Below are 17,290 nucleotides of genomic sequence, written 5' to 3'. Positions count from 1 at the left end.
GGCGCAGCAGCCTCACGCCGTCACGGCGGCGCAGTCACCGCCGGACCGCGCCATGGTGCTGGGGCTAGCAGGGGAGGCCACCTCGGAGATCAGCTGGGCGAACAGCTGTGCGCGCCGGGCCCGTCCCAGCTCGGAGCTTTCGCGCGAGCCCACCAGCAGGCCGGAGGGGCCTTCCTGGCCCAGATAACCGCGCAGCACCTGCGCCGCCAGGGGCAGGACCTGGTCGTCCTGGAGCTTGGGCGAGTCCAGCCAGGCCGCCAGATGCCGGTACGCCGCCTGCGATGCCGTGGGCTCCTGCAGGGCCGCGCGCCAGCCGCGGACGAACAGCTGACCGGCCAGCACATCAGGAGCGTCGACGGCCTCGCCGGTGCTCTCCTGGTTCGCAGACAGCGGCAGGAGGATGTCGCTGGTGATGTCGGTCAGGGCCAGGAACGTGCCCGCTCCGGCCTTACGAATGGTGCTGTCGCTGGATTCTGCCCATTCCACGATCTCCGACAGCACCAGGACGCGTTGCTCGGGAGTGCTCACCAGGGTACGCACCGCGTCGGCGACGGTGTCCCGGGCCTGGTCGTCATCGCGGGAGGCCAGCAGCCGCAGCCGGGTCAGGGCGACCCGGGGATACCGCTGGCCCAGCTCGCCCGCGCAGACCGCGGCGACCGCGGCGATCAGCTCTTCGCTGGTTGTCTTCTGCTGGGCCCAGTCGTACAGCTGCTTACGTACAGCGACGCCAGAGACCGGATGGAGCGCCATGGTCTCCAGGATGTGGATGGCAAGCTGACGGTGCGCCACACGGTCGGTCTCGATCCACCGCCTGGCCACGGACAGCACGGTCGAGCCGCCGGGCAGCAACGCCAGCGGCACCAGACAGTCGGCGATGCGCTGCAGATGACGCACGGCGATCTTGTTGGGTGCGCTGATCTGGGAGGCCCACTCCAGCAGCACGGGCCGCAGCTGCGGCCGCTGCCGCCACACATACTTCAGCGCAGCCCCGGACAGCCCACGTTGCTTCTCCTCCAGGGAGATGCCCTCGTCATCCCTGTACGAGGCGTCGATCGCGTCCAGCCGCTTGTCCAGGTCACGGCCGGACAGCGCACCGCCACGCGGCAGCTCACCACCGACTTGCGTGAACAGCTGGTCCGCGGCCCCCAGTACGACGGCGGCCGGAGCTCCATCCAGCAGGGCGGCCGCGATCAGGAGCGCGCGCTCCTGCAGGTCTCCCGGCGCGGAGTGCCGCTCGAACCAAGTTTCCAGATGCTTCTGCCAGTCGGTGAACTGCTTGCCGACTGCGGACTGGTCGTCGTCCTTGGCCTCGGCGATGAGCCGGGCCAGCCGGGCGCCGTCGGATGCCGGCGCCTCGGGGGCGAGCAGATCGTTGAGCGGATCGTGCGTCAGCCAGTCCACCCGGCCAGCAGCGAGGTGGCGCAGATGGGCCTCGGCGACCTTTGCGGCCGAGGGGCGCGCGAGGTGCACGGTCGGCACGGTCGCGAGGGCCTTGGGGTTCCAGCCGTTTGGGTCGGCCAGGATGACCAGAACGGCGTCGGCGGCCTGTGCCTGCTTCTGGTAGTCGGCAAGTCCGGTGTAGAAGTCCTCCGACAGATCGCGGTAGTCCGTCAGATCCAGGACGAATGCGCGCCCCTCGGCGTGGGGGATCTGCTCGGTGCGCGGCTGGTCCCAGTCCAGGATCAGCCAGTTGATCTGCTTCCTGGGCACCCCCGCCTTGCGCAGCGCATGCAGCGCGGCGGTGCGCCGTCCCGTGCCGGCCTCCCCGCACAGCACCAGGACGTGGATCTTGCCGTAGGGGCGGCTGAGCATACTGACGGCCTGCGCCACTTGGCCGGGGGGATCGACGAACGCGTGTTCCGCGAGGTCCAGTTCGCCGTCGTCGAGACTGGCGCTGCGCAGGTACTGCCAGCCCCGGACGTACTGGTGGTGGTGCTCTTCGTAGTCGCCGGCGACCTGCGTCACCTGTGCCTGGCCGGACGCTTCGATCTGCTGCTGCACCGCTGCGGTGCCCTCGGCGTCGGTCATGACTGCTCCTGGCTGGGGATGTAGTCGCGGCCGACCTGGATCAGCCGGGCCTTGCCGCTGGCCTTGCCCTTCTGGCGTACCCCGCCGCTGCTCTCGTTCGCGGTGGTGGCCTTTGTGCTGTGCTGAGCGGCCTGGCTGGGGCGGCCGTCGGGTACGGCGCCGCTGTCCTGTGTGAGGTAGGGGGCGAGTACCGAGGGGACCAGCCCGGGGACGAGGAGCCAGCAGACCTGCTCAAAGCCCGGCTTGCCCTCGACGCGGGCGGTGGCCCGGTGGAAGTGATGCTCCTTGAGAGCTGGTGTGCGGCCCGCGGCGACCGTGCGGCCAAAGACGGTGTCCGACACCACGGCAGCCAGCAGCACTCCGTGGTCCACCGCGGCGGTCATGGCCCGGCGGGCCGCGTCGCTGTCGACCAGCCGGCAGGCGTCGTTGACCGCGTCCCCCCGGTGCTCCGGCGGCGCCAGGGGCCCGACGTGCACGCTGGCCCGCAGCCGGATCGTCGGCGCGCTGGCCAGCCGGGTCTGCTCGCGCCGCTCGAGTGCCTGACCGAGGTGGACGAGGAGAGGGTCGATCAACCGTGCCGCGTGCCGGGCCGGCAGCACGAAGATGGCACCGTCTCCACGGTCCTTGACGGCGCCGAGCAGCGTCGCGTCACCAATCCCGCACTGAGCGAACACCGTCGACAGCATGCTGTCCAGATCGGCCCGCGCGGGCGCCATCTTCGCCTCGGGGAGCTTGCTGTACTCCTTCATGTCGACGGTCAACAGAGCATGCTCCGGCGGCACATCGGTGACGTCGGACGGGACGAGAGAGGGCATGGGCAGCAGCCTTTCCATCGTGTCGGGGAAATCCGAGTGGGTGTGCTGCCTCATGCTGGACACGCCCGGGCGACGGCGGTGCCCAGTGCTGGGCACCGCGCCGGTGCGGTCGGTCACGTCTGCGCGTGAGCGTGTGACTGGATCGATGTGATGTCGCGGATGATGAGTCCGCCAGCGGCCTCTGTGGCGAGCCATCCCTGCTCGCGCCACGGTTTCAAGGCCGTTCCCACGGCGTTGCGGGACGCGCCGATCAGCTGTGACAACTCCAGCTGCGTCAGCCGCACGAGGCATTCGGCGCCGCCCGCCGACGCGGCCTGGAGCAGCCGTCCGAGGGCCGAGGCCAGGCGCATGGGCACGGCCGAAGTGGCCATCTCGAGACGTACGGTGTCCGCTTCGCGTACCCGCGCGATGGCGTGACGCAGCAGCGCGGCCTGCAGATCGTGACGGTCCACGAAAGCCAGGAAGTCAGGGGCAGGGATGATGTGCACCCGGCAGTCCTCCGCGGCGATGACCGACGCGGTGCGTGGCTGGTTGTCCAACACCGCCAGCTCGCCCAGCAGTTCACCTGCGCCGCGTACCGCCAGCAGCGTCCGTTCGCCATGCGATCCGGTGAGCGTGATCAAGGTTGATCCGGAGACCAGCAGGATGACGTGGGTGCCCGGATCCCCCTGCCGTAACAGCACGCTCCTGGCCGGGCGCACACGGACCGGAGCCAGCTGACACAACTGCGACCAAAGATCACCACCGATGACCGAGACATGCGGCTGATACATACACCCCCCGAGTGTGGTACCCGTCACGCCACGATGTTCTCAAGCAGTGATGTATCCGCTCAACAATCCAATTCTGGCCATGCCGATGGCAGTTGCCGTTAAATCGACTGCCCACTTCACCGCACGGAACTTCCGCTGCGCCAAGCCAGCGAACAACGCCAGCCGCTCCGCCTCCGCCCGCGCAGGACGGCCAGAGCCCATCGCCGAGAACGTCGACACGAGTTCCTCGGCTCCGCCCTGTTCCGGGACAGGACCTACGAACACCCTGAATCCACCGCGCCGTGGCAGCACAGGGCGGATCGCGGACAGGGCAACGACGAGTGCCGCACCAAGAAGAGTCGCAGCACACGCCAGCGCAGCCACCGAGAGCCAACTGGACCCCGGCACAGTCGACAGCGTCGCAGCGTCCACGGCCAGCAGACCGCCAGTCACGCCGCACAACGTCGTCGCCTTCGTGTCCGCCCGCTGCATCTCAACGAGCATCTCCGCTGCCGCATCCCCAAGCCGCCGGCAACCCGTGCAGTCAGCTGGAGTGAACCCCCCGCCCATGTCAGCCACGTCGTTCCTCCATCGGGGCTTCGGTTCTGCATCGCTTGGTTTTGCTCCACACCGTGCAGGAATCACGTCGGGGCCTGGGCACACTGCAGTGCATCACGCATGCCGAACCCGTCACAGTCCGGCTGCGCCCATGCGCCAGGCCGGACGCCAGGCCGCTGACCGGGCCCGCGGTATCGACCCCCGCCCCGTCACCTCGCGCGCCCTGCCCGCCTCCGCGAGCGTGAGCCGCACCTTCCCCCGGCACACCCTGGACGGCGCCGCCGTCCGCGCGGCCCTGCTCGACCTGGTCGTCACCCTCGCTCTCCAGCTGCGCCGCCGGGGCCAGGCGGCCCGCGGCCTGACACTGACTCTGCGCTTCGCCGGGGGCACCACGTGGGAGAAGACCCGTCGGCTCCCGGAGGCCTCCGCCCACGACGACGACCTGCGCACGCTGGCCTACCGGCTGATCGATGCGGCGGGACTGCAGCGCGGCCGCCTCACCGGGATCACGCTGAAGGGCGAGGACCTGATCGCCGCCGACCAGATTGCCGAGCAGATCAGCTTCGACGGGGCGCGCGAGGCCCGGCTGGTCGCCGAAGAGGTCAGCGACCGCATCCGCGCCAAGTTCGGTCCCGGCGCGATCCGCCCCGCCACCACGCTCCTGCGCGTCTCCTGACCGGCATTGCGGCGCCTGCACCTTGACTGGTCGCCACACGTCCGGAGGGCGGCGCGGAACCAGATCATTTAAGGACGGGACACCAGGACGTTCGTCGACTTCCACACAGTGCGCTCGTGGTGGTGCTCGGTGGGGATCGCCTCGGCATGTAGACCCGCGGGTGGAGCTTTACACGGTGCGTTCCAGGAAGTCCCGGACCAGGGGGACTTGGCAGTGGGCGCGGAGTTTGCCGCGCAGGTCGGCGAGGATGCGTGGACCGTCGGCCGTTGCCGGAGCTGTCACGCGGCGACGGCCGACGACAGTACTTCGTAGCGGTGGGCCATGCGCTCGGAGCTGACGGTGCTGATCAGCCCATCGGCCTGGTCGAGCAGTTCCCGTGCCCTGTCGCTGTCGCCGCACTTGTGGACGCTGTCGGCCAGGTCGAGAACAGCGTGGAGGTGGTCGCGCTGGTGGTCGGGCGAGGACGCTTCGACGCGCCGGCTCAGGAAGGGCACGGCCTGGGACGGCTTGTCGCAGGCGAGCCAGGCCCGCCCGGTGGCGGCGTCCACGGAGTCCTTCGTCAGCCAGGTCGCCCACCACGGCGGGCGCTCATCGGGAGAGGCGAGATGCAACAGCGCTTCGTCGCGAAACCGCAGGACTGCGTCAGGGTCGTGCCGACGTCCTGCGGCGTAGACGTTCCTTTCGGCGATGACCGCTGCCACCGCGGAGGGCAGATCCGGCGTCCGGGCGGCGATGTCGAGCAGTGCGGCGGCATCGTTGTGGTGACCCAGCCATGCGGCCTGATAGGCGGCGGAGGCAACGAGGTTGGACGTCGCGTGACGGGCGGTCAGGGATGTACCGGTCTCGCGGGCCAGCCGCATCCCGGTGTGGTAGACGCGCTGAGCCTGGGGGTGTCGTCCGGAGTCGAAGAGCATCCAGCCGGTCTGCTCGCTCAGCTCGATGTAGGCGGTGTGGAGCCGGTCGACCAGAAAGCCGTGGTCGCGGGCCTGCGCGACGACGCGGGACGTGCTCTGCCAGATGCCGAGACCCCACGTGAGATCGCCGCTGGCGCTCCCGGTGGAATCGTCCATCTCCCTCAGGTCCCGGACCGCGCTCTCGATCGAGCCGACGAGTTTCTCGTTCAGGCGCGTGGCGCCGGGCGCGTCGGCGGCCTGCGCGATCGGTCCGAGCAGGAGTGAGAGAGCGGGCGCGGTGGCTGCCGCCCCGGTGAGCATGAGCAGGTTGCGGCGGTCCATCATGTCTCCTTGGCTGATTTCGTGGAGCAGAGCCTCCAGGGGTGCGTCGCCGGGCGCGTCGAGATGACGGTGACGAGTCCGGAGACGGGGAACGTCCCAGCCGATGTCGGAGGCGGTAATGCACCGCCCTGCCCTGGCGGTGAGCACCGCCAGGGCATCCGCCTGGTTGTCAGGATGCGGATGAGCGGGGCACTCGCGCAGCCAGGGATAGGCCGCCTTCAGGTGGAGAGGAGAGCTGCCGCGGCGGGCCCGCCTCTCGTTGATGCGGCCGATGAGCTGCTCCGGCCGCATCCCCAGCTGCTGTAAGAGGGCGGCGAGCACGGTGGCCGGCGGGGCGTCTAACGCTGCTGGCTCCATGGGCACTCCAAGTCCGGCGGGGTCCTGGCCGGAAGCTACCACCGCGCGGGATACCGGAACCGGGCAGCGCAAATGGGACTTGGTGTACGTACACCGGACGTCGAGTCCGGTGTGTCTACACCGAGTTGGTGCATCCACCTCGTACACCGCAGCAGCCCCTCCCGATCACGAGTGCGGCTCGGCTTGGCTGTCTCACCTCGCAGGACTTTGCAGGGGGTGAGTGATGCGAGCGGTGATCTTCGGATCCTCCGGGCTGCTGGGGCGCAGCGTATTGCGGGCGTTCGGCGACACGGCCGTGACGGGCACCGGCTTCAGCCGGGCCGTCGGCGGGCTGGTCAGGGTCGACGCCACGTCGGCCGACGACATCGACCGGCTGCTGGGACGGCACCGGCCGGACGTCGTCGTCAACTGTGTGGGCGAGCGCCGGCCCGAGGTGTGGGAGGGTGCCCCGGCTCAGGCTCTCGGCCGGAACGTCGACGCCGCCCGGCTGATCGCCCGGGGTGTTCACCGGTGCGGGGCCCGCCTGCTGCACATCTCCAGCGACTACGTCTTCGACGGGACGGCGCCCCCGTATCGGCCCGACAGCCTGCCGAACCCGCTGAACGCCTACGGTCGGTGGAAGCTCCTTGCCGAGCGGGCTGTGCGCGCCGCCTGCCCGGACGCGGTGATTCTGCGGCTGCCCGTGCTCTACGGGCCCGCGCAGTTCGCCGCCGAGACGAACCTGACTGTGATCGCCCGCCAGGTGGGCGCGGGGGCTCGGGTTGAGTTGGACGACGTGTGCGTGCGCTACCCGACGCACGCGGACGAGGCCGCCGAGGTGTGCCGCCGGATCGCCGGGGCCCTCTGGCACGGGCAGTGCCGGGGCTCGGTCGTCCACTGGAGCGCGGAGCAGGGCTTCGCCAAATTCCAGACGGCCCTGTTGATCGCCCGCAGGTTCGGCCTGTCCGCCGGCCACATCCACGCCGGGGAGACGGACGCGGCGTCCGGTGACCGGCCGGTCGACTGCCGTCTCGACTGCCAGGACCTGCCCGCAGGCCTCCGCCCGGTACGGCGTCGGCTGTTCAGCGCCGAATTCCCGCCCGTGGTGGAGCCCTGGCTGGCTCCCGCCCGACCCGCTTTGAGCCGAAGGGAAGAACCGTGACGTCCGCTGTGTACGAGGACTTCGCCCGCGCGTACCTGACCGAGGTCGCCGCCAGTGTCCGGCACATGTTCACCCGCGGCACCGAGGCCGCCGCCCTTCTGAAGTCGGCCGTCGACGGCGGTGCCCGGGTGCGCGCCTTCGGCAACGGCGGCTCTTCGGCGATCGTTCGTTCGGCCCTTCTCCAACTCCGTGCGCACGCCGAACTGTTGGTGGACGACGCGATGATGAGCCCGGCGGCCATGGCCTACGGCGCCCAGCGGCAGGACTACCGCACGGTCTTCGCCCAGTCGCTGGCCAGGGACATCGATCAGGCGGGCCTGGTCATCGTCGCGAGCGTCAGCGGCCGGTCGGCCAACATCCTCGAGGCCGTCCGGCTCTGCGGCGAGACCCGCGTGCCGGTACTGGCGGTGGTGGGCGGGGACGGGACCCAGATGGAGCCGGTGGACGGCATGGTCTGGGCAACAGGGACCACCGACCAGCAGATCAGCGAGGACGCCACGCTGACCGCGCTGACCTGGGCGACCGACAGCGCACTCGCCCCGCCCCAGGAACCGCTGCCGACCGGTCAGGAGCGGGCCCTGCACGCCCTGGCTGCCGTCGACGTCCCCCTGCTGGCGGGCTTCCTGCAGGGGGCCACCGAGGCCGTCGCCGACGCGGTCCGCAGCAGACGCCGCATCTATGTGCTGTGCCCCGACGGCGGCCCCCTCGCCCTCGCCGGCGAGCACTTCGCCCACAACCTCAGCTGGGACGCCCCGCTCGGAGTTGAAGGCGTACGGCCTCCGCTCGTGGTCTGCGATCCGTCACTGGCCGACATGAGCGCGATCTACAACGACCACCCCGACCCCGCCCACGGCGCCCGCCACCGGCTGAGCAGCGCCTTGCCGCAGGATGTGGTCTTCCTCCTGACCTACGACTCGGACGGCAGGACAGCCCAGGAGGCCGTCCGCGCCGCCGCCGCGGCGGGTACGCGGCTGTTCCTCCTGCACCGGGACGGCCCCGCCCTGCCCGGCACCGGCCAGGCCTTCACCCTGCCGCCGGCCGACGACTTCACGCAGGCGGCCCTGGTGCAGTCGGCCGCCCACCTTCTGTGCCGGACCACCCGCGCCACGCTGGCCGCCGGGCCCTCGCCCGTCGACCTCATGGCGCAGGACCTGGCGCCGCTGCGCGAACTCTCCAACGCCCCGCAGTCCCTCTGAACGAAAGGTTCCCGGCATGTCCGCACGTGAGATCCACACCGAGATCGCCCGCCCCGCCCGAAGCGAGATCGCCGCCCTGTCCCGGCTCCCGGTCGCCTCGATCGTGGACGCCCTCGGCAAGAGGGGCACCCTCTCGTACTGCCTGAAGTTACAGACCCCCGGCCTCATCCTGTGCGGCAGCGCTGTCACGGCCCTCGGCCCGGACGTGACCGTGCGCCGCGCGGCGATCGACCTCGCACAGCCCGGCGACATCGTCGTCGTGGCGGCCGGCGGCGGCAAGGAACGCTCCTGCTTCGGGGGCGTGACCGCCGCGCACATGCACAGCCGGGGCATCACCGGCGTCCTGGTCGACGGCATGGTCCGCGACGTCGCCGAACTGCGCCGCGTCGCCTTCCCGACGGTCGCCCGCGGCATCACTCCGCTCAACTACGACTACCCCGCGAGCCGGGAGCAGGGCGCGGTCAACGTTCCCGTCGACATCGACGGCGTCCACATCACCCCCGGGGACGTCGTGGTCGCCGACGACGACGGCACCGTCATCGTCCCCCGCGACCAGGTGACGGCCGTCATCGCCACCACCCAGGCCGCCCAGGCCGCCGAAGCAGAGAAGTGGTGGGGCCGCCGCGGCCAGAGCCTCGGAGCCGTCCAGCAGCTCACCGACTCCGGCTACACGATCATCTGAGGAGAACGCCGTGGCCGACCACGCCCGACTCGCCGACACCTTCGAGCGGTTCGCCGCCCAACAGGCCGCAGGCAAGTCCCCGCTGTACGAGACCCTCGCCCGCACCATCGCCCGTACCCCCGAGCTGCTCGACCTCGCGGCCGCCACCCGGCCGGGACAGCCCGCCCCCAACATGCTGCTCGGGGCTGTCCACCACATCCTGCGCCGCGGCGTCCAGCACCCGCTGGCCACCCACTTCACCGGCCACGAGGAACTGCCCCCGTCCCGCGCCGACGCCCTGCTCACCGACTTCTGCCGACAACACACCCGGCAGATCAGGCGGATCATCACCACCCGCTCCGTCCAGACCAACGAAGTCAACCGATGCGCCGTCCTCGTGCCGGCCTTCGCAGCGCTCCAGCAGCAGCTCACCGACGGCCGCCCGGTCAGGATCGTGGACGTGGGCGCCAGCGCCGGGCTGAACCTGCTCTGGGACCACTACACCTACGACTACGGCGCCCACCGGCTCACCCTGCCCGACAGCGACCCGGACACGGTCCTCACCTGCGAGATCAAGGGCGGGATGCCGCCCCTGTCCCTGGACGTCACACGGTTCGCCCCGCCGGTCGGGATCGAGCCCAGCCCGGTGGACGTCACCGACCCCGAGGCGACCGAGTGGCTGGCCAGTCTCACCTGGCCGGAACAGACGACGCGGATACGCACCCTGAACAACGCCCTGGCCCTGGCCGCGCGCACCCCGCCGACGATCCTGGCCGGCCGCGCCCAGGACCACCTCGCCGACATCGTCGCCCAGACCCCGCCCGGCGAACATCTCTGCCTCGTCTTCTCGTGGTCGATCTACCAGATCTACGGATCACCCGGCGGCCGGGAACGCCTCGCCGCCACCCTCACCGACCTGAGCCGCAAGCGCCCGCTCCATGAGATCTCCATCGGCCACTTCGGCCACGAAACCCCTCGCATGATCATGGCCAGCTATGACGGGGGCGTGAGCCGCTCCGACGTCGTGGCCCACTGCGACGTCTACGGCACCTGGCTCAACTGGCTGGCCGAACCGGCCGACCAGCCACGCACCTGACAGGACGGACAACCCCCATGACACACACGATCACCAGGGCGGTCGTAGCCGCCGCCGGGGCCGGGACGAAGATGGCGCCGATCACCCGCATCATCTCCAAGGAGATGCTGCCCGTCGGACAGCGGCCGATCCTGGAACACCTCGTTCACGAACTGGGCGACGCCGGGATCCGCGACGTCCTCTTCGTCATCTCCTCACACAAGAGCCAGATCCCCGCCTACTTCGGCAGCGGCACGGCCTACGGAATGGACTTCTCCTACCGCGTCCAGGACGACGGCGCCGGCCCCGGCGCGCCCGTCCTCGACGCCGAAGCCTGGACACAGCAGCAGCCGTTCGTCCTCGCCTTCGCAGACAACCTGATCCGCCCGGCCGCCGGAGAGGAGACGCCACTCGCGCGCCTCACCTCCGGCGCCGCGGCGGACTGCTCCGTCCTGACCCAGCTGTTCCCCACGGACAGCATCCCGGCGGAAGAGACCCTCCTGGGCGCGGCGGCCCCGCCCCGGACAGACCCCGCCCCCTACGCCGTCGACTTCGGCCGCGACCTCCTGGACCACACCGGCGCAGCCTGGGTTCACGCCTGCGCCGCCCGCTGGGTCCTCGGGCCCTTCGTCTTCGAGGCCCTGCGCACCTGCCCTCCCCGACCCAGCGGCGAGCTCTACCTCATCGACGCGGTGCGCCGCTGGATCAGCACCGGCAACCAGCTCAGGGCCGTTCCCCTCCTGCCGGGCGAACTCCGGTTCAACTGCGACAACTGGGAGACCTACCACGATGCCGTCACCGCCCTCCGAGCCTGAACGCCCCACCCCACACCGCCGGGCCGGCCTCCGCGACGCCACCGCCCTCCGTACAGGCACCCGGATCCTGCTGGACAGCCCGTTCCAGCAGCCCGGCACGCAGGTCACCGTGCTCCTGCCCGAACAACCGGTCCGCAGGATCGTGCTCGCCCTGCCCGTCGAAAAGGGCGACGGGACGAAGTACGGCCGCAGCCTCACCGAGATCGCACGGCTCCCCGCGACCCTGCGCGACGCGACCGCCTTCGCGGCGCCGACCTTCAGCGAGTCGCCCTGGCTGGTCAACCACGCCACCCGGGCCGACTGCCGACAGGAGGACCACCTTGTCCGCGTGGTCGTGCCGACCGTCCTCGCCGCCCTCGGCACCCAGGCCCGGCCGCCGGTTCACCTGCTGGGGTTCAGCAAGGGAGGCTTCGCCGCCCTCAACCTGCTGACACGGCACCCCGACCTCTTCGCCGCCGCCAGCGTCTGGGACGCCTCGCTGCTCAGCGACCGGCCACCCCACCCGCAGCTCGTGGACGTCGCGGGCAGCACCGCACGGCTTGATGAGTACGACGTCCGGAAGAACCTGCGCCGCCACGCCCACGTCCTGTGCGGAGCCTGCCGCATCGCGCTCGGGGGCGTCGGCACGCTGGAGGCCGACTGGACCGCCGGCCGCCAACTCCTCGAAACGCTCGGCATCCCCCACCACGCCTACCGGAACGCGCCCGCAGACCACCGGTGGGACGTCGCCTGGCTCGCACCGGCGGTACAGCATCTGCTCGCCCTCGAAGCCCTCCAGCACCCAGGCCAGGACCACCCGAAGGAGTGACAGAGAGAAGGGGGGATTCAGTCCTTCAGCATCGCGTTGCGCACCGGGATCCAGTCCAGGGCGGAGCGGATGCTTTCCTCCAGGGACAGCTTCGGTGTCCATCCCAGGAGCGTCACGGCCCGGTCGCTGGCGGTGTACCCGCCGGCGACGTCGCCGGGGCGCGGATCGGTGTCGACGGTTGCCAGGGGCGTGCTCACGACGTTGTTGAATGCCGTGTACAGCTCCCGGACGGTGGTGCCGGATCCGGTGCCCAGGTTGATCGCGGTCGACGGCTTCGACCCGGTGAGGATGGAGTCGAAGCCGTCGACCGCCGCGATGTGGGCCGCGGCGAGGTCCCAGACGTGCACGTAGTCACGGATGCCGGTCCCGTCGCGGGTCGGGTAGTTCACCCCGGTGACCGGGAACGGCGTGCCCTCCTGGTGGGCCTGGATCAGCTTCCCCAGAGCATGGCTGGGCCTCTTCAGCTGCAGACCGGTGCGCAGCAACGGGTCGGAGCCGACCGGGTTGAAGTAGCGCAGCGACAGCACCCGCATCTTCCCGGCCGCCGCGATGTCGGCGAACATCTCCTCGCACACCGCCTTGGTCCGCGCGTAGGGGCTCTGCGGCACCAGCGGCGTGTCCTCGGTGACGGGCGAGCCGTCCTCCGCCTGGTAGATGGAGGCCGAACTGCTGAAGATGAGGCGGTCGCAGCCGTTGCGGTGCAGGTGGCCCACGAACGCCAGACTCTTGGCGACGTTCGCCTCGTAGTAGCCGATCGGGTCCGCCACCGACTCCGGCACCACGATCAGCGCCGCACAGTGCACCACGGCGGAGATGTCCGGGTGCTCCGAGAAGATCCGGTCGACCAAGGCACCGTCCGCGATGTCACCCTCGTAGAAGATCCGCCCCTTGGTGAACTCCCTGCGGCCCCTTACGAGGTTGTCCAGGATCACCGGCGTGATCCCCGCGTCCAGACAGGCCGAAGCAACGGTGCTTCCGATGTACCCGGCCCCACCCGCGATCAGGACAGACACGATGATCCTCTTCCCGGCCTCGTTCTAAACCCGATAGGCAACGAGCAGCAAGGCTAGCGGTGTTCCGGCACGCAGCAGGGAGGACTTGCCACTGCCGGACGGCCCGAACACCGCCCCGAACCTCTGCCGGCGCAGCAGGACCAGAAGGCCGGCGGTGAGCCGGTCGCGGCCGAAGAACCGGTCACTGTCCCCGGTCTCGAACCGCACCAGTCCCTTGTACGGCGGTTCCGCTCTGTCCTCGTGATCCGCCTGGCCCAGGACGGCGATCTCGTCCACGGCCTGCTTCCACCGGGCCTCCCACTCGGCCGCATCACCCCCACACGCCGCCGCGTAGGCCAGTACCACTGGCAGCGTGGGCAGCTGCTCACCGCCGGCTGCCTGCGACAGCGTCGTGATCGAGTAACCGGCCCGATCCGCCAGCACCCGGTAGGTGACCCCGCCCGACTCGGCACGCAGTCTCCGCAGTTCGAATGCGAACTGCTGCACCGGGCCGGCTCCCGGATCCACCGGCACCTCACGACGCCCCGCCACGCCCCCACCCCCGTCAGCTGCTTTTGCACCAGACCGGCCAGCCACGCTACGGACTCGCCACAAGCCCCGGAAAGATCGCGTCCGGCCATTGTTTGGCCGCCTGACCTGCACTGCCAAACAATGCGCCGGCCGCTGAACTCGGTGTTGCGAGCGGCGAAAGGTCGCTCTAGGGGGAAGCACCTCTGCCTCGTTGTGGCTACCTGGCCAATATCCATCGGGTCTGCATGAAGGAAGAAGGACGACTGTGAACCTCAGACGCGCCCTCGGCACAGCAGCGACCGCTGCCCTCGCCGTCGGACTCATAGCGATTCCCGCCCAGGCGACGCCTGCAGCTCCCACGGCTCTGGTCACGTATGCGGGCAACAGCCCGGACGGCAGTTACGCGCAGGTGGACTACGAGTACACGGCCCGCGGCGACGGCTGGTTCAGCACCAAGGTCCGCAATGGCTACGTCTACAACATCTCTGGAGGCTACGCGTACACGTACCTCATAATGAAGCAGACGGTGCCCACCAACCCGCGCGCATCCTCCGTGCTCGCCTGGGCGCCGGACGGAGCGTCGGATACGCAACTCTTCTACGGCGACGAAAGCAAAACTAAGGACGTGCACTTCTACGTGTGCCTTGGGAGTAGCTCGGACGAAGAGCAAGGCGGCTGTGTGCAACTGCGCAAGCTTTAGCCTCAATCTTGCGTGACGGTCTGTGGCTGGTGGCGGGCAGACCAGTGGCCCGGCCCAGCGCGACCGACAGCATGGTCTTGCCGACCCCGGGCGGGCCGACGAACAGCACGTTGGAGGCGTCGTCGAGGAACCGTTCGTCGTGTTCGAGAACGCCGACGCCACCCTGCGTAGGCTGGCCCGCCACTGGGAGACGGTCTGCCGGCCGGGCGACCCGAGGGTGTCCCCGGCCTTCACCGCGCTGACCGACGTCCTGTTCGCCGGCGGCATGGTCCGCATGAACGTGCTCTACGACGGTGACCCCACCCTCAGCGTCCTCGGACCGGAAGGCCACGAGCAGTTCTCCACTGTCATCCTGGGGCAGGTCCCCACCGGCACCTTTCGTTGAGGACGGAGCGGCGGCCTCCGTAGCGTCGAACGACACCGACGCACCCAGCAACGGAGGCGGTGCCCATGAGCGCACCCACGCCCGCCGGCCCCGCACCACACGGCCCCGGCCTCCAGCCGCCCGACTTCGGCCGGCCCTCCCCGGCGCTGATCGCCCGCGCCGACCGCGGCTACGCCCGCTTCCTCGCCGTCCAAGCCCCGGACGCCGCCCCCGGCGACCACGACCAGGACGACGACGCGGCGGGCCCCCGATGAGCGACACGCACGTCGTGCTCTACGACCCCCAGGGCCTGATCGAGGCCGAACTCCCCCTGGACCGCGCCCCGTACGAGGCACTGGTCACCGCCGTCCTCGCGTGGAAGAACCCGGACCTCGAACCCCGCGACTACGAGCAGATCGCCCTCCAGCTCACCGGCCACACCCGCGCAGTCGCCGCCGACGTCCGGCGCCACGTGGCCGCCCTGCCCAAGAGCGACGGCCGCGGCGCCCTCGCCGAAGTCATCCTCCGCGAAGCCGACAGGCGCCTGTCCGCACCGCTCAAGGGCACAGCCCAGTGCGTCCAGAACCGCGCCCGACTCGTACGGGCGCTCTACAGGCAGCTGGACCGCCCCACAGAACCCCTCCCGGCCGCCACATAGCCCGAAGAGGGAGCAGCCCAAGATCCCAGGGCCTACACGCACGCCAGTGCGATTGATGGTCTACACGGGAGTGCCAGTGGTCGTTCGTCTGAATCCGGCTACTGAGCCGTGGTGACGCACTGACACTTGCTGCCGATCGGCGGCGACGCGTGTGGCGAATTCCCAGGTCAGTCTCGTGCAGACCAGCAGCCACGACGATCGCACTCGTCAGCGCCGGGTCTGGTTTGAGGCGGCGGCCACAGTCCAGGACGCCGCCCGCTACGCCCGAGCCGAGTGCCTGAACCGTTTTGAGGTCGCGCAGGAGCTACGGCGTGCCGTGGGGACTTCCGCAGCGCAAGGGGCCAGTAGGACATCCCATGTAAGCGGGCACGGTACGCCGGTGGGCACCGCGCGCACGCTGCTGGCCGGCGGTGGTGCGCTCCAACGTCGGACCGTCTCGTATCACGGACTGGCTGGTTGTGCGGTGATGTTGAGGCAATCCGGTCTTAGAGCAGTGCGGTGCGGTTGGCTGGTGGTCGGTAGGCGCAGGGACTGGCGAGGCCGGCATATCGTCGATCCCTGTTGTGATCCGTGAACCACGACCCGGACTCCTACACCAAACCGGCCGCCTGCGGACGCCCTTGCTTCCGCCTGACCCTTCTCAGCTGTACCTGAGCTTTGCTGTCGGCGCGGAACTCAGTTCTGACCGTTTATGGTCGAACTGAGCAATATCCGTCGCCGGTTCGACCTCAGTTACGAAGGTGTCGAATCGGTGGATGCCCTGACGTTGTTGATCTTGGGTGCGGCAGGCGCTCTGAGCGTCCTCTTGTTCACAGTGCGCGGCCTTTTGGACCAGCTTCCCGAGGTTTTCGAGGCTTGGCATCGGGCTAAACGGGCGATCCGCGATCGAGCTGGTGACGACGACAGGCCCTCCTGATGCCTCTTCAGGTCCACCTCGACCTGGCGGCCGCGCTCGCGGCCCTCGCCAAAGGCAGTGCCCGCGCCGTCGCCCTCTGCCTCGACCATGCTGACCTGCCCGACCTCTCACCGTGACGTACCCGCACAGCGCCCTCAGCGTCCTGTACAGCGCTGTCGACCCTTTTGCGGCCCGAGTGCACCGGGGCGGCGATCGACGCTCACAGCGCAGGCGATCAAGGATGGGATCCCGGGTGGGCTCACGGGAGAGGGCCTGGGCCGGGCCGCACAGGGAGCGTTCACCAGCCCCGCCCCGAAGACCGCGCTGCGTCGGCCAGACTGCCTGGATGACCACCAGGCGGCGCCGTCTCGGCGCGGGCCCGAACACCACCCCAACCGCCCCGGCCGAAACGGTCAGCACCCGCCGGCTGCCCGCCGAACGAGTCGAGCCCGTCGTGCTCCTGGAGGACCAGGGCACGGCTGGGACGAACTGCTCTCCGATCCGTCGGCCGACCTCGCCCCTGTCGCCCGTGACCGACTGCGGCAGCTCGCCGAACTGGAGCGGCCTGGCCAGCCCTCGCTCACGGGGACCGGATCATCCACGGCGACCTGCGGGCCGACAACATGGTCCGCGACCACGACCGCGGCGTGACCTTTGTGGACTGGGCACACGCCACCACCGGCCCGGCCTGTATCGACGCCGCCTCCCTCGCGCCGCAACTCGTCCTCGCCGGACACGCGCCCGCAGACATCGCCCGCCTGCTCCGCGACCACCCCGCCACCGCCAGCAGCCCCGACACCACCACCGCGTTCCTCGCCGCACTCACCGTCCACTGGCACCGCAACGCCCGCAAGCTCGCGCCCCCGGCGCCCCCGGACTGCGCGCCTACCAGCACCGCGCGGCCGCCGCCGGTCTCGCTCTCCTCGGCTACCGACTGAGTTGGAACGCCAGCTGTCTCGCTCTCGTGTCAGTGGCTGGTTGGCCCCGTGTCAGTGACGTGCCAGCCTTGCCCGGTACCGGCAAATGTCTCGAA

Annotated in this window: 19 protein-coding genes and 2 pseudogenes; 13 read left to right on the top strand and 8 right to left on the bottom strand. The window is 70.1% G+C overall.

The window, feature by feature from the left end; genetic code table 11:
* Positions 1–12: 12 nt before the first annotated feature.
* The 4 genes from OG568_RS48300 to OG568_RS48285 all read right to left on the bottom strand — a co-directional run bounded on the left by OG568_RS48300 (position 13) and on the right by OG568_RS48285 (position 4,099).
* A complete protein-coding gene (locus OG568_RS48300; protein ID WP_329529721.1) occupies positions 13–2,028 on the bottom strand; it encodes a hypothetical protein in 2,016 nt (671 codons plus the stop codon).
* Entirely contained in the window at positions 2,025–2,897 is an 873-nt protein-coding gene (locus OG568_RS48295) for a hypothetical protein (protein ID WP_329529720.1), read from the bottom strand. Before OG568_RS48295 ends, OG568_RS48300 begins: the two co-directional genes overlap by 4 nt.
* A gap of 59 nt (positions 2,898–2,956) precedes the next feature.
* On the bottom strand, positions 2,957–3,526 hold the full coding sequence (locus OG568_RS48290; protein WP_329529719.1) for a Crp/Fnr family transcriptional regulator: 570 nt from the start codon (positions 3,524–3,526) through the stop codon (positions 2,957–2,959).
* 129 nt (positions 3,527–3,655) lie between these two features.
* Entirely contained in the window at positions 3,656–4,099 is a 444-nt protein-coding gene (locus tag OG568_RS48285) for a Pycsar system effector family protein (protein ID WP_329529718.1), read from the bottom strand.
* A 205-nt stretch (positions 4,100–4,304) separates the two neighbouring features.
* Between OG568_RS48285 and OG568_RS48280 the strand changes: the two genes are divergently transcribed.
* Positions 4,305–4,829: a DinB/UmuC family translesion DNA polymerase gene (locus OG568_RS48280; protein ID WP_329529717.1), complete on the top strand. Its 525-nt coding sequence runs from the start codon at positions 4,305–4,307 to the stop codon at positions 4,827–4,829.
* Between the two features lie 278 nt (positions 4,830–5,107).
* On the opposite strand, the gene OG568_RS48275 is transcribed toward OG568_RS48280, so the two are convergent.
* Positions 5,108–6,421 carry an XRE family transcriptional regulator gene (locus OG568_RS48275; protein WP_329529716.1) on the bottom strand — a complete coding sequence of 438 codons (1,314 nt, stop codon included), beginning with the start codon at positions 6,419–6,421 and terminating at the stop codon, positions 5,108–5,110.
* A gap of 223 nt (positions 6,422–6,644) precedes the next feature.
* Here OG568_RS48275 and OG568_RS48270 point away from each other — a divergent pair, with 223 nt between their 5' ends.
* Genes OG568_RS48270 through OG568_RS48245 form a run of 6 tightly spaced genes read left to right on the top strand, consistent with a single transcriptional unit; the run spans position 6,645 to position 12,117 of the window.
* Positions 6,645–7,562, top strand: a complete 918-nt coding sequence (locus OG568_RS48270; RefSeq protein WP_329529715.1) for a dTDP-4-dehydrorhamnose reductase family protein — start codon at positions 6,645–6,647, stop codon at positions 7,560–7,562.
* Positions 7,559–8,758 (top strand): SIS domain-containing protein, encoded by a 1,200-nt coding sequence (locus OG568_RS48265; RefSeq protein ID WP_329529714.1) that lies wholly within the window; start codon positions 7,559–7,561, stop codon positions 8,756–8,758. Before OG568_RS48270 ends, OG568_RS48265 begins: the two co-directional genes overlap by 4 nt.
* Positions 8,759–8,774: 16 nt before the next feature.
* On the top strand, positions 8,775–9,440 hold the full coding sequence (locus OG568_RS48260) for an RraA family protein (RefSeq protein ID WP_329529713.1): 666 nt from the start codon (positions 8,775–8,777) through the stop codon (positions 9,438–9,440).
* A 10-nt stretch (positions 9,441–9,450) separates the two neighbouring features.
* Positions 9,451–10,515 (top strand): DUF2332 domain-containing protein, encoded by a 1,065-nt coding sequence (locus OG568_RS48255; RefSeq protein ID WP_329529712.1) that lies wholly within the window; start codon positions 9,451–9,453, stop codon positions 10,513–10,515.
* A 17-nt stretch (positions 10,516–10,532) separates the two neighbouring features.
* Positions 10,533–11,309 (top strand): sugar phosphate nucleotidyltransferase, encoded by a 777-nt coding sequence (locus OG568_RS48250; protein ID WP_329529711.1) that lies wholly within the window; start codon positions 10,533–10,535, stop codon positions 11,307–11,309.
* The gene (locus tag OG568_RS48245; RefSeq protein WP_329529710.1) at positions 11,284–12,117 is read left to right on the top strand and encodes an alpha/beta hydrolase-fold protein; all 834 of its coding nucleotides are present in this window, start codon (positions 11,284–11,286) and stop codon (positions 12,115–12,117) included. The genes OG568_RS48250 and OG568_RS48245 overlap by 26 nt, the downstream gene beginning before the upstream one ends.
* Before the next feature lie 17 nt (positions 12,118–12,134).
* On the opposite strand, the gene galE is transcribed toward OG568_RS48245, so the two are convergent.
* Both galE and OG568_RS48235 read right to left on the bottom strand, forming a co-directional pair.
* Positions 12,135–13,130 carry a UDP-glucose 4-epimerase GalE gene (galE, locus tag OG568_RS48240; protein WP_329529709.1) on the bottom strand — a complete coding sequence of 332 codons (996 nt, stop codon included), beginning with the start codon at positions 13,128–13,130 and terminating at the stop codon, positions 12,135–12,137.
* 48 nt (positions 13,131–13,178) lie between these two features.
* Positions 13,179–13,661: pseudogene (locus OG568_RS48235) on the bottom strand (nSTAND1 domain-containing NTPase); the annotation flags it as partial.
* A 244-nt stretch (positions 13,662–13,905) separates the two neighbouring features.
* Here OG568_RS48235 and OG568_RS48230 point away from each other — a divergent pair.
* On the top strand, positions 13,906–14,340 hold the full coding sequence (locus tag OG568_RS48230) for a hypothetical protein (RefSeq protein ID WP_329536653.1): 435 nt from the start codon (positions 13,906–13,908) through the stop codon (positions 14,338–14,340).
* A 46-nt stretch (positions 14,341–14,386) separates the two neighbouring features.
* On the opposite strand, the pseudogene OG568_RS48225 reads toward OG568_RS48230, so the two are convergent.
* Positions 14,387–14,473, bottom strand: a pseudogene (locus tag OG568_RS48225) (ATP-binding protein); the annotation flags it as partial.
* A gap of 6 nt (positions 14,474–14,479) precedes the next feature.
* Between OG568_RS48225 and OG568_RS48220 the strand changes: the two are divergent.
* From OG568_RS48220 to OG568_RS48200, 5 genes are all read left to right on the top strand, one after another.
* Positions 14,480–14,725, top strand: a complete 246-nt coding sequence (locus OG568_RS48220; RefSeq protein WP_329536652.1) for a hypothetical protein — start codon at positions 14,480–14,482, stop codon at positions 14,723–14,725.
* A gap of 65 nt (positions 14,726–14,790) precedes the next feature.
* A complete protein-coding gene (locus tag OG568_RS48215; protein WP_329529707.1) occupies positions 14,791–14,979 on the top strand; it encodes a hypothetical protein in 189 nt (62 codons plus the stop codon).
* Entirely contained in the window at positions 14,976–15,362 is a 387-nt protein-coding gene (locus tag OG568_RS48210) for a DUF6415 family natural product biosynthesis protein (RefSeq protein ID WP_329529706.1), read from the top strand. Before OG568_RS48215 ends, OG568_RS48210 begins: the two co-directional genes overlap by 4 nt.
* A gap of 691 nt (positions 15,363–16,053) precedes the next feature.
* Positions 16,054–16,278: a hypothetical protein gene (locus tag OG568_RS48205; RefSeq protein ID WP_329529705.1), complete on the top strand. Its 225-nt coding sequence runs from the start codon at positions 16,054–16,056 to the stop codon at positions 16,276–16,278.
* Between the two features lie 572 nt (positions 16,279–16,850).
* On the top strand, positions 16,851–17,195 hold the full coding sequence (locus tag OG568_RS48200) for a phosphotransferase (RefSeq protein WP_329536222.1): 345 nt from the start codon (positions 16,851–16,853) through the stop codon (positions 17,193–17,195).
* The last annotated feature ends 95 nt before the right edge of the window (positions 17,196–17,290 follow it).

Source organism: Streptomyces sp. NBC_01450, from assembly GCF_036227505.1.
Lineage (GTDB): Bacteria > Actinomycetota > Actinomycetes > Streptomycetales > Streptomycetaceae > Streptomyces.
This window is presented reverse-complemented; position numbering and strand designations above follow the sequence as displayed.

Excerpts from the sequence above, each read along its gene's own strand:
- OG568_RS48280 (WP_329529717.1), top strand. The coding sequence starts at position 4,305 with ATGCGCCAGGCCGGACGCCAGGCCGCTGACCGGGCCCGCGGTATCGAC.
- OG568_RS48285 (WP_329529718.1), bottom strand. The coding sequence starts at position 4,099 with ATGCTCGTTGAGATGCAGCGGGCGGACACGAAGGCGACGACGTTGTGC.
- OG568_RS48205 (WP_329529705.1), top strand. The coding sequence starts at position 16,054 with ATGGTCGAACTGAGCAATATCCGTCGCCGGTTCGACCTCAGTTACGAA.
- OG568_RS48215 (WP_329529707.1), top strand. The coding sequence starts at position 14,791 with ATGAGCGCACCCACGCCCGCCGGCCCCGCACCACACGGCCCCGGCCTC.
- OG568_RS48210 (WP_329529706.1), top strand. The coding sequence starts at position 14,976 with ATGAGCGACACGCACGTCGTGCTCTACGACCCCCAGGGCCTGATCGAG.
- OG568_RS48250 (WP_329529711.1), top strand. The coding sequence starts at position 10,533 with ATGACACACACGATCACCAGGGCGGTCGTAGCCGCCGCCGGGGCCGGG.
- OG568_RS48295 (WP_329529720.1), bottom strand. The coding sequence starts at position 2,897 with ATGAGGCAGCACACCCACTCGGATTTCCCCGACACGATGGAAAGGCTG.
- OG568_RS48300 (WP_329529721.1), bottom strand. The coding sequence starts at position 2,028 with ATGACCGACGCCGAGGGCACCGCAGCGGTGCAGCAGCAGATCGAAGCG.
- OG568_RS48245 (WP_329529710.1), top strand. The coding sequence starts at position 11,284 with ATGCCGTCACCGCCCTCCGAGCCTGAACGCCCCACCCCACACCGCCGG.
- OG568_RS48275 (WP_329529716.1), bottom strand. The coding sequence starts at position 6,421 with ATGGAGCCAGCAGCGTTAGACGCCCCGCCGGCCACCGTGCTCGCCGCC.
- OG568_RS48260 (WP_329529713.1), top strand. The coding sequence starts at position 8,775 with ATGTCCGCACGTGAGATCCACACCGAGATCGCCCGCCCCGCCCGAAGC.
- OG568_RS48270 (WP_329529715.1), top strand. The coding sequence starts at position 6,645 with ATGCGAGCGGTGATCTTCGGATCCTCCGGGCTGCTGGGGCGCAGCGTA.